The organism is Variovorax palleresanus (genome assembly GCF_051144945.1).
Taxonomy (GTDB): Bacteria; Pseudomonadota; Gammaproteobacteria; order Burkholderiales; family Burkholderiaceae_C; genus Variovorax; species Variovorax paradoxus_S.
Map to the genome: position 1 here is coordinate 3,848,376 of NZ_JBJNVP010000002.1, position 12,874 is coordinate 3,861,249.

At 67.1% G+C, this 12,874-nt stretch carries 14 protein-coding genes; 7 read left to right on the plus strand and 7 right to left on the minus strand.

Features of this window, described 5'->3' with window-relative positions; genetic code table 11:
* Positions 1–40 precede the first annotated feature (40 nt).
* The 3 genes from paaK to ACJ7Z0_RS21895 are packed head-to-tail and all read right to left on the minus strand — an operon-like array spanning position 41 to position 2,621.
* Complete coding sequence (paaK, locus tag ACJ7Z0_RS21885; protein WP_434791513.1) at positions 41–1,357, minus strand: phenylacetate--CoA ligase PaaK; 1,317 nt, start codon at positions 1,355–1,357, stop codon at positions 41–43.
* 12 nt (positions 1,358–1,369) lie between these two features.
* Positions 1,370–1,813 carry a hydroxyphenylacetyl-CoA thioesterase PaaI gene (paaI, locus tag ACJ7Z0_RS21890; RefSeq protein ID WP_434791514.1) on the minus strand — a complete coding sequence of 148 codons (444 nt, stop codon included), beginning with the start codon at positions 1,811–1,813 and terminating at the stop codon, positions 1,370–1,372.
* 4 nt (positions 1,814–1,817) lie between these two features.
* On the minus strand, positions 1,818–2,621 hold the full coding sequence (locus ACJ7Z0_RS21895; RefSeq protein WP_434791515.1) for an enoyl-CoA hydratase-related protein: 804 nt from the start codon (positions 2,619–2,621) through the stop codon (positions 1,818–1,820).
* Positions 2,622–2,770: 149 nt separating this feature from the next.
* Here ACJ7Z0_RS21895 and ACJ7Z0_RS21900 point away from each other — a divergent pair, with 149 nt between their 5' ends.
* Complete coding sequence (locus ACJ7Z0_RS21900; RefSeq protein WP_434791516.1) at positions 2,771–3,373, plus strand: phenylacetic acid degradation protein PaaY; 603 nt, start codon at positions 2,771–2,773, stop codon at positions 3,371–3,373.
* Positions 3,374–3,438: 65 nt separating this feature from the next.
* Entirely contained in the window at positions 3,439–4,098 is a 660-nt protein-coding gene (locus ACJ7Z0_RS21905; RefSeq protein ID WP_434791517.1) for a TetR/AcrR family transcriptional regulator, read from the plus strand.
* Here ACJ7Z0_RS21905 and ACJ7Z0_RS21910 read toward each other — a convergent pair.
* From ACJ7Z0_RS21910 to ACJ7Z0_RS21925, 4 genes are all read right to left on the minus strand, one after another.
* Entirely contained in the window at positions 4,082–5,119 is a 1,038-nt protein-coding gene (locus tag ACJ7Z0_RS21910; RefSeq protein ID WP_434791518.1) for a VWA domain-containing protein, read from the minus strand. The genes ACJ7Z0_RS21905 and ACJ7Z0_RS21910 overlap by 17 nt on opposite strands.
* Positions 5,116–6,105, minus strand: coding sequence for a DUF58 domain-containing protein (locus tag ACJ7Z0_RS21915; RefSeq protein WP_434791519.1), 990 nt, complete (start codon positions 6,103–6,105; stop codon positions 5,116–5,118). The genes ACJ7Z0_RS21910 and ACJ7Z0_RS21915 overlap by 4 nt, the downstream gene beginning before the upstream one ends.
* A complete protein-coding gene (locus tag ACJ7Z0_RS21920) occupies positions 6,086–7,099 on the minus strand; it encodes an AAA family ATPase (RefSeq protein ID WP_369653001.1) in 1,014 nt (337 codons plus the stop codon). Before ACJ7Z0_RS21920 ends, ACJ7Z0_RS21915 begins: the two co-directional genes overlap by 20 nt.
* Before the next feature lie 63 nt (positions 7,100–7,162).
* On the minus strand, positions 7,163–8,185 hold the full coding sequence (locus ACJ7Z0_RS21925; RefSeq protein ID WP_434791520.1) for a S1C family serine protease: 1,023 nt from the start codon (positions 8,183–8,185) through the stop codon (positions 7,163–7,165).
* 91 nt (positions 8,186–8,276) lie between these two features.
* Between ACJ7Z0_RS21925 and ACJ7Z0_RS21930 the strand changes: the two genes are divergently transcribed.
* The 5 genes from ACJ7Z0_RS21930 to tfpB all read left to right on the plus strand — a co-directional run bounded on the left by ACJ7Z0_RS21930 (position 8,277) and on the right by tfpB (position 12,842).
* The gene (locus tag ACJ7Z0_RS21930) at positions 8,277–9,137 is read left to right on the plus strand and encodes a TatD family hydrolase (RefSeq protein ID WP_434791521.1); all 861 of its coding nucleotides are present in this window, start codon (positions 8,277–8,279) and stop codon (positions 9,135–9,137) included.
* Positions 9,138–9,267: 130 nt separating this feature from the next.
* Positions 9,268–9,660, plus strand: a complete 393-nt coding sequence (locus ACJ7Z0_RS21935) for a hypothetical protein (RefSeq protein ID WP_434791522.1) — start codon at positions 9,268–9,270, stop codon at positions 9,658–9,660.
* Between the two features lie 79 nt (positions 9,661–9,739).
* Positions 9,740–10,267: a DNA-deoxyinosine glycosylase gene (locus tag ACJ7Z0_RS21940; RefSeq protein ID WP_431124052.1), complete on the plus strand. Its 528-nt coding sequence runs from the start codon at positions 9,740–9,742 to the stop codon at positions 10,265–10,267.
* Positions 10,267–11,049: a class I SAM-dependent methyltransferase gene (locus tag ACJ7Z0_RS21945; RefSeq protein ID WP_434791523.1), complete on the plus strand. Its 783-nt coding sequence runs from the start codon at positions 10,267–10,269 to the stop codon at positions 11,047–11,049. The genes ACJ7Z0_RS21940 and ACJ7Z0_RS21945 overlap by 1 nt, the downstream gene beginning before the upstream one ends.
* Positions 11,046–12,842 (plus strand): type IV pilus assembly ATPase TfpB, encoded by a 1,797-nt coding sequence (gene tfpB / locus ACJ7Z0_RS21950; RefSeq protein ID WP_434791524.1) that lies wholly within the window; start codon positions 11,046–11,048, stop codon positions 12,840–12,842. The genes ACJ7Z0_RS21945 and tfpB overlap by 4 nt, the downstream gene beginning before the upstream one ends.
* Positions 12,843–12,874 lie beyond the last annotated feature (32 nt).

Below are 12,874 nucleotides of genomic sequence, written 5' to 3' on the forward strand. Positions count from 1 at the left end.
CGTGTCCTTTGAAAAAAGGTTGTGTTGGAACGGCGCGCGCTCAGCGCGGGCGCGTGTCGATCACGCGGCGGGCCTTGCCGGTCTGCGTGCGTTCGATGGAATCGGGGTTGAACACGCGCACCGCCGTCGAGATGCCGACCAGCGTCTTCACGCGTTCCTGCACCCAGGCGGCGATGGCCTTGCGCTCGGCCTCGTCGATGGCGGCGTTGCGGTGGTCGAGTTCGCAGTGCACCTCGACCTCGTCGAGCAGGCCGTCGCGGCGCACATGCACCTGGTAGATGCCAGACAGATGCTCGTGCGCGAGCACGATTTCTTCCACCTGCGTGGGAAAGACATTGACGCCGCGGATGATCATCATGTCGTCGCTGCGCCCGACGATCTTTCCCATGCGGCGGAAGGCGCGCGAGGTCGGTGGCAGCAGGCGCGTGAGGTCGCGCGTGCGGTAGCGCACGATGGGCATGGCCTCCTTGCTGAGCGAGGTGAAGACCAGTTCGCCTTCTTCGCCGTCGGCCTTCAACTCGCCCGTGTCGGGGTCGATGATCTCGGGGTAGAAGTGGTCTTCCCAGATCACCGGGCCGTCCTTGCTCTCGACGCATTCGCTGGCCACGCCCGGGCCCATCACTTCTGAGAGGCCATAGATGTCGACCGCATCGATGCCGGCCTTGCCCTCGATGTCGCGCCGCATGGCTTCGGTCCAAGGCTCGGCGCCGAAGATGCCGATCTTGAGCGAGCTGTCCTTCGCATCGAGGCCCTGGCGTTCGAACTGCTCGATGATCACCTGCATGTAGCTGGGCGTGACCATGATGATGTCGGGCTTGAAGTCCTGGATCAGCTGCACCTGCTTCTCGGTCTGGCCGCCCGACATCGGAATGACCGTGCAGCCCGCGCGCTCGGCGCCGTAGTGCGCGCCAAGGCCGCCGGTGAAGAGGCCGTAGCCATAGGCCACGTGGATCATGTCGCCCGCGCGGCCGCCCGCGGCGCGGATGGAGCGCGCGACGAGGTCGGCCCAGGTGTCGATGTCCTTCAGCGTATAGCCCACGACGGTCGGCTTGCCGGTGGTGCCCGACGACGCGTGGACGCGCGCGACCTGCGTGCGCGGCACGGCGAACATGCCGAAGGGATAGTTGTCGCGCAGATCGCTCTTCACCGTGAACGGAAACTTCGACAGGTCGGCAAGCGACACCAGGTCTTCCGGGTGCACGCCCTTGGCATCGAAGGCGCTGCGGTAGTGCGGCACGTTGTCGTAGGCGCGCTGCAGCGTGGCGCGCAGGCGCCGGATCTGCAGCGCGGTGATTTCGTCGCGGCTTGCGGTTTCGATGGGTTCGAGCTCACCGGGCGCGGGATGTCTGGCTGTCATGGTCTTGTCTCCTCAGGCGGCAACGGCGGGGCGGCCCTTGGCGGTGTAGGAGCGGCCGCGAAAGATCGCGATGCGCTCGCCGCGCTGATTGGTGATTTCGGCGTCGTACACGCCGGTGCGGCCGGCTTTTGAAACCTCGAAGCAGCGCGCGGTGAGCACGTCGCCTTCGCGCGCCGGCGCAATGAAGTCGATCGAGAAGCCCGAGGCCACCGTCAGCTCGTTGTACGAGTTGCAGGCGAAGGCAAAGGTGGAATCGGCCAGCGTGGCCATGAAGCCTCCGTGGCAGATGGCATGGCCATTGAGCATGTCGGGGCGCACGCGCATCTCGAGCGTGGCCTCGCCCGGTGCGATTTCGACGATGCGCATGCCGAGGCCCTTGCTCGCGTTGTCGTTCGCGAACATGCCGTCGCGGACGTACTCCGCGGTTTGCTGGGGTGTGCGGGTGGTGTCCGTCATGGCTTCAGCGGTCCTTGAAAACCGGCGCGCGCTTGGCGCGGAAGGCCTCGACGCCTTCGCGGTAGTCGTTGGCGTTGCCCAGGTCGCGCTGGATGCGGGCTTCTTCGGCCAGTGCCGTTTCAAGGTCCGAGTCCTGCGCCGCAGTCATGGCGAGCCGCGTGGCTATGAGAGCGCGCGTCGGCATGCCCGCCAGCTTCAGCGCGAGCGCGGCGGCCGTCTCGGCCAGCGCCGCGTCGTCCACGCACTGCCAGATCAGGCCGATGCGCGCGGCTTCTTCGGCCGGCAGCTTGTCGCCCAGCATCGCGATCCCCAGCGCGCGCGCCGAGCCCACGAGCCGGGGCAGCAGCCACGTGCCACCGGTGTCGGGCACAAGACCGATCTTGGTGAAGGCCTGGATGAAGCTGGCCGAGCGCGCGGCCACCACCAGGTCGCAACACAGCGCGATGTTGGCGCCCGCTCCGGCGGCGACGCCGTTGACGGCTGCGATCACGGGCACGGGCATCGAGCGCAGGCGCGCTACCAGCGGGGCGTAGTAAGTGGAGATGACGTCGCCCAGGTCCTTGGGCGCGGCACCGGGCGCGGGGTCGGGCGCGACCGCAGGGTCGGCGAGGTCCTGCCCGGCGCAGAAGCCGCGGCCCGCACCTGTGAGCACGACGCAGCGCACGGTCTCGTCACGCGCCGCAAGGTCGAGCGCGGCCATCAACTCGGCATGCAACTCCGTCGTGAAGCTGTTGAGCGCCGCGGGGCGGTTGAGGCTCAGCGTGCGCACTGCGCCGGCATTGCTGGTGAGAACTAAAGGTTCAGGCATGGGCTTGGCTCTCATCCTTGAAGAGGGGTGAATCGGCCTGCAAACACTATTGACCGACCGTCCGGTAGATTTTAAGATCGTCTCCCGTGACGACACAAGCGGGTTGAGTCGGGGCAAACCCTGAGCCCGCATCCAAGGAGACCGAACGAATGCCCAGCTACTCCATCGACGGCGTGATTCCCGTCGTCGACCCGACGGCCTACGTGCACCCCAGCGCCGTCTTGATTGGCGACGTGATCGTCGGCCCCGGCTGCTACGTGGGCCCTTGCGCCAGCCTGCGCGGCGACTTCGGCCGCATCGTGCTGGAGGAGGGCTCCAACGTGCAGGACCATTGCTGCATCCACGGCTTTCCCGACCAGGACACGGTGGTCGAGGTCAATGGCCACATCGGCCACGGCGCGATCCTGCACAGCTGCATCGTGCGGCGCGACGCGCTGGTGGGCATGAACGCGGTGGTGATGGACGAGGCCGAGATCGGCGAGCAGGCGATCGTTGCGGCCTGCGCCTTCGTGCCGGCCGGCATGAAGGTGCCGGCGCGCTCACTGGTGGCCGGCATTCCCGCCAAGGTGAAGAAGATGCTGAGCGACGAGGAAATTGCCTGGAAGCTCGAAGGCACCCAGACCTACCAGGCGCTGACCGTGCGCAGCCTGGCAAGCCTGCGCGAAGTGGCGCCGCTGGCTCAGACGGAGCCGGGCCGCCCGCGCCTGCCCGCCACGGACGTGCGCTCGCTGATTGCGACCCGGCGCGGTTAGCCGGCGCGCTTCATGCAAGATCGAGGGTTGCCCGCAACCGCCAATCAAGGAAGAAAGAAGACCCGATGCCGCGTGGAAGATCCGCCACCTACGACGACCAGCGTGAACTGATCCTCGCGCAGGCCGCCCAGCTGTTCGCGCGCCGCGGCTACCCGGCCACGTCGATGAACCAGGTGGCCGAGGCCTGCAATCTCTCGAAGGCCACGCTCTACCACTACTACAGGGACAAGAGCAGCCTCCTCATCAGCATTGCCGAGACGCACGTCTCGCGGCTGGCCGCGCTGGTGGCCGAGGAAGAGGCCTCGACCCACACCGACGAAGAGCGGCTGCGCCGCTTCATCTACCGCATCGTCGAGGAATATGCGGGCGCGCAAGACGCGCACCGCGTGCTGACCGACGACGTGCGCTTTCTGGAAGAAGCCGACCGCGAACGCGTGCTCGACCAGGAACGGCAGGTGGTGGCGGGCTTTGCACGCGCGGTGTCGGCCTTGCGTCCCGGCGCTCCGAGCGACGACCTCGCCAAGCCGCTGACCATGCTGCTGTTCGGAATGATCAACTGGATGTTCACGTGGATGAAGCCCGGCGGCCGGCTCGACCATGCGTCGATTGCGCCGATCGTGGCCGACCTGTTCCTGGGCGGCATCGGCGCGGTGAAGGCGCCTGCGCCGCGCGCCGATGCGGCGCCGCCGGCAAATCGGCCGGACGCGGTCAAAGAATCCGGTTGAACCAGAGCAGCGACAGCCCCGCCGACAGCAGCGTGAGAATGGCCGCGCCGAGCGCGAAGAGCGCGGAGACCTCGGTTTCCTTTTTCTCGACCGTGAGCCGCGAGCTCAGCGTTTCGTACACCTTCTTCAGGTCGGCGGCGGTGCCGGCGTAGAAGTATTCGGCCTGCGTCTTGTTGGCCACGGCCTTGAGCGTTTCCTCGTCGAGCCGTACGCGCATCGACCAGCCTTCGAAACCGATGGTCTCGCCATCGACCGTGCCCACGCCCACCGTGTAGATGCGCACGCCGCGGTCCGCCGCGGCCTTGGCGGCGTCGAGCGGATCGACGCCCGTGGTGCGCTGGCCGTCGGTCAGCATGATGATGGCGGCCGAGGTGTAGGAGCCCGGCGCCACCGGCGTGAATTCCTTGGCCTGCTTCTCCGTCTGGTCGATGGGCGTGCCGCGCTGGCGGCTTGGCGCGCTGAACTGCGAGACGTCGATGCCCGCGTCGGGGAACAAGGTGGCGAGCGACACCACGATCGCATTGCCCGTGGCCGTGGCGCGCTGCAGCTGGAAGCTGTCGATGGCGGTGATCAGGTCGTCGTGGTTGGTTGTGGGCAACTGCGCCACCTGCGCGCTGCCCGCAAAGGCGACGATGCCCACTTTCACATGCCGGGGCAGGTCCTTGATGAAGGTCTTGGCCGCCTCCTGCGCCGCGACCAGGCGGTTGGGCAGCACGTCGGCCGCGCGCATGCTTCCGGAAACGTCCATCGCGAGGATGATGGTCTGCTGGTTCGACGGCAGCATCACCACGGCCAACGGCCGCGCGGCCGCCACCAGCATGGCGGCCATGGCCAGGAGGAACAGGAAAGGGGGGATGTGCCGTCGGATGCTCTGGCCGGTGCCCATGGCCTCGCGCACGATCGACAGGCTCGCATAGCGCACCGCCAGCTTCTTCTTGCGGCGGATCAGCCAGAGGTAGAGCAACACCAGCAGCGGCAGGGCCGCCAGCAACCAAAGGAATTGAGGCCAGAGAAAAGTCATGCTGCCACCGCCTTCACTCCGCTGATGCCGATGCGCGTGCGGCGCTTGCGCATGTCGGCAAATCGAACGATGGCTTCCACCAGGTCGTCACTGGTCGAAAGCTCGAGCGCGTCGACGCCCGCCCTTGCGAGCGAGGCGCGCAGGGTTGCTTCGCGCTCGGCCGCCAGGCGCGCAAAGCGCTTGCGAAAGCCCGCATCGTGGGTGTCGACCCAGAGCTGCTCGCCGGTTTCGGCATCGCGCAGCGGCACCAGGCCGAGGTCGGGCAGGTCGAGTTCGAGCGGGTCGAACAGGCGCACGGCAATGACCTCATGCCGCTGCACCAGTTGGCCGAGCGGGCGTTCCCAGCCGGGCTCGCTCAGAAAATCGGACACCACGAAGACGGTGGAACGGCGCGTCATCAGTGTGCCGGCGGACTTCAGCAGGTCGGCCAGCCGCGTCATGCCTTTTTGCGTGGGCGCGGCCTCGATCTTGTCGGCGCGGCGCTCCATGGCGTGCAGCAGGTGCAGCACATGCCGGCGGCCACTGCGCGGCGGGATCACGGCCTCCAGGTCGGTGCCGTAGACCAGCGCGCCGACCCGGTTGCCATGGCGCGTGAGCAGTCGCGCGAGCACGCCGACGAAGCCGGCCGAGATCTCGCGCTTGGCCCTCTGGCCGGATCCGAAATCGACCGAGCGGCTCAGGTCGAGCACGAACCACGCGGACATCTCGCGGTCTTCGGTGAAGACGCGTACATGCGGCGTTTGCAGCCGCGCGGTCACGTTCCAGTCGATGTGGCGCACGTCGTCGTTGTGCTGGTATTCGCGCAGGTCGGCCAGGTCGAGGCCGGTGCCGCGCATCAGCGTGCGGTAGTCGCCCTGCAGCAGGCCGTCCAGGCGGCGGATCACCGTCCATTCGAGCCGGCGCAGCGCGCGGTCTGTCCCGCCGGCTTCAGCGATGAGCCGTTCGTCGTTCGCGGCCGCGGGGGCCTTACGCCACCAGCTTTTCATGTTCGAGCGGTTTTGGGGGAGCGGGGACGGCCTTCATGATCTTCTCGATCAGGCTGTCGGGGGTGAGCCCTTCGGACAAGCCTTCGTAGGAAAGCGTCACGCGATGGCGCAGCACGTCGGGCACCAGCGCCGTCATGTCTTCGGGCAGGGCATAGCTGCGGCCGCGCAGCAGCGCAAGCGCGCGCGCGCCTTCGGTGAGGCTGATGCTCGCGCGCGGGCTGGCGCCGAAGGTGATGAAGCGGCGCATGTCCTTCAGGCCGTGCTTGTCGGGCGTGCGCGTGGCGGAGACCAGCTTCACGGCGTACTGGATGAGCGAAGGGTCGACGTACACGCGCCGCGCCTCGGCCTGCAACTCTGCGAGCTGTTCGGTGGTCGCGACCGGGCTGGCGCCGACTTGCGGGCCGATCACGCGCTGGACGATGACGAACTCTTCCTCGTCGCTCGGGTAGTCGACCAGCACCTTCATCATGAAGCGGTCGACCTGCGCCTCGGGCAGGGGATAGGTACCCTCGGTCTCGATGGGGTTCTGCGTGGCCATGACCAGGAAGGGCCGCGGCACCCGGTGCGTTTCGCCGGCAATGGTGACCTGGCGCTCCTGCATCACCTCGAGCAGCGCGCTCTGCACCTTGGCCGGGGCGCGGTTGATTTCGTCGGCCAGGAGCAGGTTGGCGAACACCGGGCCGAGCGAGGTGCTGAACTCGCCGGTCTTCTGGTTGTAGATGCGTGTACCGACCAGGTCGGCCGGCACCAGGTCGGGCGTGAACTGGATGCGCTTGAACTGGCCGCGAACGGTGTCGGCCAGCGTCTTGACGGTGAGCGTTTTCGCAAGGCCCGGCACGCCTTCGACCAGCAGGTGGCCGCCCGCGAGCATGGCGACCATCACGCGCTCCAGGAAGCGATCCTGGCCCACCACCACCCGCTTGACCTCGTAGAGGATCTGCTCCATCAGCTCGGCCGTGGCGGAAGACGTGGAAAAGGGGGTCTCGGTGCTCATGCGATGGTCTCTCTTGGATGAATGAACGATCGAAAGCTGGTACGTGGTGCAGGTCCTGCGTTCCTAGAACGGCGGCGAACCGGCGGCCGAGGCCGCGTTTTCAATCGGCACAGCAAATCCGATGCCAATGAAGGTGCGCTGCTGCGTGGGATTGAGGATGGCGGTGACGATGCCGAGCACCTCGCCATCCATGTTGATCAGCGGGCCGCCCGAATTGCCGGGGTTGGCTGCCGCGTCGAACTGGATCAGGTTGCCAAGCTCCTGCTTGCCCTCGGGCGAGCGGAACGAGCGCTTGAGGCCCGACACCACGCCGGCCGATACAGATGGCCCGATGCCGAACGGAAAGCCGACCGCCGCCACCTGGTCGCCGGGCTGCAGATCGCCGGTCGAGCGCATCACCGCGGGAATCAGGTCGTCGGGAATCTTCTGGGCCTGCAGCACGGCGAGGTCGTTCTCGGGCTGCACGCCGGTGATGGTGGCCACGGCTTCGAGCCCGTCGGAGAACGTCACCTTGATGGTTTCGGCGCCGGCCACCACGTGCAGGTTGGTCAGGATCACGCCCTTGTCGACGATGACCACGCCGGTGCCAACGCCGCGCTCGACTTCGCCCGGCGGGGCGTCGGCTTCAGGCGGCTTGCCGTTGGCCAGATTGCGGCCGCGCTTCTGGATCTTGGCCTCGGGCGTGGCTTTCTCGGGGCCGTAGCCGACCACCCGTACGATGGAGGGCCGCACGATTTCGGCCGCCTTCGCGGCCGGGGAGGGCAGCGTCTGGGTCTGCAGCGTGCGCAGCACCGCCGCATCGATGTCCTTTTGCGTCAGCGCCTTGACGCTGTGCCGGGGCCACCAGGTGGCGCCGCCGGCAGCGAGCGCGGCGCTCAGCACCACCATGAACGCAAAACTGCGCCGGCCCGGCTGCCAGCCGGCCTTGGCGGGTTTTGCAGAAGAAGGAGGAGGGGAGTCTGGAGAACCGGGCGGCGCGCCGTTGCCTGCGCCCTCGGGCGATGGCACGGCAGCCTGGTCGGCCGTGGAGTCGGCCGCTTGCGGCTGCGTGCCGGGCGAACGGCTGTACAAAGCGGGCCTGCGCATCGGGGCACCTCCGGCAAGGGATGACGGGTGATCAGGGAGTCACAGTAGCACGCTTTCTTCTGCCTTGCATCCCTTCGGGCATCATCTCGCCATGGCTGCATTCGTCGATACCCACTGCCACCTCGATGCGCCCGAATTCGGTGCAGAGATGCCAGTCATCCGCGCACGGGCCGCCGAGCGGGGTGTGGCACTGTGTGTCATTCCTGCCGTGGCCGTCTTCAACTTTGCCACGGTGCGCGAACTGGCGCGGGTGCAAGGCGATGCGTACGCGCTCGGCATCCACCCGCTGTGCACCGGCGACGCGCAAGAGTCCGATCTGGAAACGCTGGACGCCGAACTCGCCGCGCGCCGCGGCGATCCCCGGCTGGTCGCGGTCGGCGAGATCGGGCTCGACTACTTCGTCCCGGGGCTCGACAGCGACAAGCAAGAGCACTTTTTTCACACTCAGTTGCAACTCGCGCGCAAATACGATTTGCCGGTGCTCATCCATGTGCGCCGCTCGGTCGACAAGGTGCTCAAGCATCTGCGGCAGACCGCGGGCGGCCGGCCCTGGCGGGGCATTGCCCATGCATTCAACGGCAGCGAGCAGCAGGCCAAGGCCTGCATCGACATCGGTCTGAAGCTGGGCTTCGGCGGCGCCGTGACCTTCGAGCGTGCGTTGCAGCTGCGGCGGCTGGCCGCCACGCTGCCGCTCGAATCGATGGTGATGGAAACCGATGCGCCCGACATCCAGCCGCACTGGATCTACCGCACGCAGGCACAGCGCGCGGCCGGCGAACCGCAGGGCCGCAACGAACCCGGCGAACTGCCGCGCATTGCCGAAGTGGTGGCGAAATTGCGCGGCATCGGACTCGACGAGTTGGCCCAGGCCACCACCGCGAATGCGCTTGAAGCGCTGCCGGCGCTCCAAAGTCTTCTCCCCTTGTCGGAAGCCAGGCCGCACCACGCGTAGGCCGATGTCCCGTATTGCGGTTGCGCAAGCGGAGCGTGCCTTTTTACTGTCATCCTTGGTGTTCGACGTGGCGTTGCTTGTTCAGTGGCAACTCCGTCACTCCAACACTTCATCCAAAAGGAGTCTTCACATGAGCAGATCTTTCATTCGCACCGTGCCCGTTGTCCTTGCCCTCGCGCTTGCCTCCATCGGCGTTTCCGCCGTGGCGCAAACCGCGGCGCCCGCAACCGCCGAACCCACCACCACTGAAAAGGTGAAGGAAGCCGGCAAGGACGCGGTCGATGCGACCAAGACTACGACCAAGAAGGCCGTGAATGCCACCGAACGCGGCACCAAGAAGGCCTGGGACGCCACCAAGCGCACCACCAAGAAGGCCACGACCGCCACCAAGAATGCCGCCGTCAAGACTGGCGACGCTGTTGAAACCGCCGGCCACAAGACGGCCGACGGCATGCGCAGCACCGGCAAGGCGATCGGTGAAAAGGTGCCCGGCACGGCCGAAAACGAAGCCGCCAAGAAATAATCGGCCTTCGCCTTCAGCACAAACCCGCTTCGGCGGGTTTTTTCATGGGCGGTCGACAGTGCCAAGATAGAGCCCATTCATGAATCCACCAGCCGCACCCGACGCGGGCAGCGCGGTGTTGACCGGCCTTGCGCCCATCGTCTCGCCCGCTACCGCCGTACTGATCCTGGGCAGCTTCCCGGGCGCTCGCTCGCTCGAGCTGCAGCAGTACTATGCGCATCCGCAAAATCAGTTCTGGAAAATCTTGCAAGCCGTTTGGCCCGACCACCCGCTGCCGACCGGCGCAGACAGCTACGTGAAAAAGAAGGCGTGGCTGCTCGACCGCGGCCTGGGCGTGTGGGATGTGTACGCCGCCTGCGAGCGCGAGGGCAGCCTCGACTCGGCCATTCGCGCACCCGTGGCCAACGACATCGCCGGGCTGCACCTGCCGCGGCTTGCTGCCATCGTGCACAACGGCGGCGAGAGCTTCAAGCATGCGCGCCACACGCGCACCCTGGGCGTGCCGGTCTACCAGCTGCCCTCCACCAGCCCCGCCAACGCGTCGTGGAGCTTCGAGCGCAAGCTCGCAGCCTGGCGCGAGGTCTTTGTCGCCCACCACCTTCTTTGATGGCCACGAGCAAAACTCCCGTTCTCCCCGAAGTCAATTTTTCCGACTGGGGCGACATCCGCTACCTGCATCTCGGGACCGAATGGGTCCAGGGCTCCATGAAGCTCGATGCGCCTTTCGAAATCGAGCTCGAATACGTGCAGCGCATGATGGCCTGGCTGCTGTTCGCCGACCCCAAGAGCGTGGCAAGCCGCCACGCGATGCAGCTCGGCCTCGGCGCGGCCACGCTCACCAAGTTCTGCCGCAAGACCCTGCGCATGCGGACCACCGCGGTCGAACTGAATCCGCAGGTGGTGTCGGCCTGCCGCGGCTGGTTCAAATTGCCGGCCGACGATCCGAAGCTGCGCGTGGTCATTGCCGATGCGGCGCTGGAGATCCGCAAGCCCGAATGGCATGGCACGGTCGATGCCCTGCAGGTCGACCTGTACGACCATGAAGCGGCTGCGCCGGTGCTCGACAGCGAAGATTTCTACGCCGATTGCCGCGCGTTGCTCACCGAAGACGGCTGCATGACGGTCAACCTCTTCGGCCGCTCGTCGAGCTACGAGCGCAGCCTGGAGAAAATCGCCGGCGCATTCGGGCCCGATGCGGTCTGGGCCTTCAAGCCGACGCGCGAAGGCAACACGGTGGTGCTGGCGCAGCGCTCGCCGAGCCGCCCGAAGCGCGAAGCCCTTGCCGAGCGCGCCCAAACGATCCAGACTCGATGGGCCCTGCCCGCGCCTAAATGGCTGCGTGTCTTCAAACCGCTGAATCCCACTCTCACCCGACCTTCCGGCCCATGAGCGCTGTTCCCGCTGTTTCCGCCCCCGCCCCGCTGGCCGCGCGCCACGAAGGCCCGCTCGACCTGCGCCGCCTGATCGAATGGCTCGCCACCGACGGCGTGATCTCTCCAGTGGAAGCCAAGCGCACCATCGCGCGCTGCGCCCAGGCCGAGAGCCGGCAGGCGCCGCTGGTGCGGCTGGCCAACGTGGCCATGACGCGCGAAAGCGACGGCAAGCCGCTCGACCTCGAAATGCTCACGCAGTGGCTCGCCGGCCGCGCGGGGCTGGCCTACCTGCGCATCGATCCGCTCAAGGTCGACGTGGGCAAGGTGGCCGACACCATGAGCGCGGCCTATGCCGAGCGCCACAAGGTGCTGCCGGTGCAGGTGCTGCCCAATGAGGTGGTGGTGGCCACGGCCGAACCCTTTCTCACCGACTGGATCGCCGAAGTGGAGCGCCAGTCGCGCCGCACGGTGCGCCGCGTGGTGGCCAACCCGGCCGACATCCAGCGCTACACGGCCGAGTTCTTTGCGCTTGCCAAGTCGGTGCGCGCCGCGCAGAAGGCCGGCGGCAACACCGGCGGCGCGAGCTTCGAACAGCTGGTCGAACTGGGCAAGAGCACCAAGCAGCTCGACGCCAACGACCAGAGCGTGGTGCAGGTGGTCGACTGGCTCTGGCAATACGCCTTCGACCAGCGCGCGAGCGATATCCACCTGGAGCCGCGCCGCGAGCAGGGCGTGATCCGCTTCCGCATCGACGGCATCCTGCACCCGGCCTACCAGATGCCCATGGGCGTGATGAACGCGATGGTCTCGCGCATCAAGCTGCTGGGCCGCATGGACGTGGTCGAGAAGCGCCGTCCGCTCGACGGCCGCATCAAGACCCGCAACATGCGCGGCGACGAGGTCGAGATGCGCCTGTCCACCTTGCCGACCGCCTTCGGCGAGAAGATGGTGATGCGGATCTTCGACCCCGACACGGCCGTGAAGGACCTCGACGCGCTCGGCTTCGCGCAGCACGATGCGCATCGCTGGGAGCAGCTCGTCACGCGGCCCAACGGCATCATCCTGGTGACGGGCCCCACGGGTTCGGGCAAGACCACCACGCTGTACTCCACGCTCAAGCGCGTGGCGACCGAAGAAGTCAACGTGAGCACGGTCGAAGACCCGATCGAAATGATCGAGCCCTCGTTCAACCAGACGCAGGTGCAGCCGCAGCTCGACTTCGGCTTTACCGAAGGCCTGCGCGCGCTGATGCGGCAGGACCCCGACATCATCATGGTCGGCGAAATCCGCGACCTGGCCACGGCCGAAATGGCGGTGCAGGCCGCGCTCACCGGCCACCTGGTGTTCAGCACGCTGCACACCAACGATGCCCCGAGCGCCATCACGCGGCTGATGGAACTCGGCGTGCCGTCGTACCTCATCAATGCCGTGATGCTCGGCGTGCTGGCCCAGCGGCTGGTGCGCACCCTGTGCCCCAACTGCAAGCAGCCCGACGACACGGTCACGCGCGAGAAGCTCGAAACCATCGTCAAGCCATGGCAGATCACCGGCTCGGTGCGCGCCTACAAGCCCGTGGGCTGCGTCGATTGCCGCATGACCGGGTACATGGGCCGCATGGGCCTGTACGAACTGCTGAGCATCAGCGAAGACTTCAAGGCCCAGGTCACCAAGGAGCCGAACCTCGCAGGGCTGCGGCGGCAAGCCGTGATCGACGGCATGCGGCCGTTGCGCCTGGCGGGCGCGCTGCGCGTGGCCGAAGGCGTCACCACCATCGAGGAAGTGCTGAGCGCGACCCCTCCGCTCGAGTGAGGGCCGATGGCCCGAGCCCTGGGGGTTATCCC

Coding starts and splice junctions, on each gene's coding strand:
- ACJ7Z0_RS21920 (WP_369653001.1), bottom strand. CDS start 7,099: ATGAGCACCGAGACCCCCTTTTCCACGTCTTCCGCCACGGCCGAGCTG.
- ACJ7Z0_RS21925 (WP_434791520.1), bottom strand. CDS start 8,185: ATGCGCAGGCCCGCTTTGTACAGCCGTTCGCCCGGCACGCAGCCGCAA.
- ACJ7Z0_RS21905 (WP_434791517.1), top strand. CDS start 3,439: ATGCCGCGTGGAAGATCCGCCACCTACGACGACCAGCGTGAACTGATC.
- ACJ7Z0_RS21915 (WP_434791519.1), bottom strand. CDS start 6,105: ATGAAAAGCTGGTGGCGTAAGGCCCCCGCGGCCGCGAACGACGAACGG.
- ACJ7Z0_RS21895 (WP_434791515.1), bottom strand. CDS start 2,621: ATGCCTGAACCTTTAGTTCTCACCAGCAATGCCGGCGCAGTGCGCACG.
- paaK (WP_434791513.1), bottom strand. CDS start 1,357: ATGACAGCCAGACATCCCGCGCCCGGTGAGCTCGAACCCATCGAAACC.
- tfpB (WP_434791524.1), top strand. CDS start 11,046: ATGAGCGCTGTTCCCGCTGTTTCCGCCCCCGCCCCGCTGGCCGCGCGC.
- ACJ7Z0_RS21940 (WP_431124052.1), top strand. CDS start 9,740: ATGAATCCACCAGCCGCACCCGACGCGGGCAGCGCGGTGTTGACCGGC.
- ACJ7Z0_RS21900 (WP_434791516.1), top strand. CDS start 2,771: ATGCCCAGCTACTCCATCGACGGCGTGATTCCCGTCGTCGACCCGACG.
- ACJ7Z0_RS21930 (WP_434791521.1), top strand. CDS start 8,277: ATGGCTGCATTCGTCGATACCCACTGCCACCTCGATGCGCCCGAATTC.
- ACJ7Z0_RS21945 (WP_434791523.1), top strand. CDS start 10,267: ATGGCCACGAGCAAAACTCCCGTTCTCCCCGAAGTCAATTTTTCCGAC.
- ACJ7Z0_RS21910 (WP_434791518.1), bottom strand. CDS start 5,119: ATGACTTTTCTCTGGCCTCAATTCCTTTGGTTGCTGGCGGCCCTGCCG.
- paaI (WP_434791514.1), bottom strand. CDS start 1,813: ATGACGGACACCACCCGCACACCCCAGCAAACCGCGGAGTACGTCCGC.
- ACJ7Z0_RS21935 (WP_434791522.1), top strand. CDS start 9,268: ATGAGCAGATCTTTCATTCGCACCGTGCCCGTTGTCCTTGCCCTCGCG.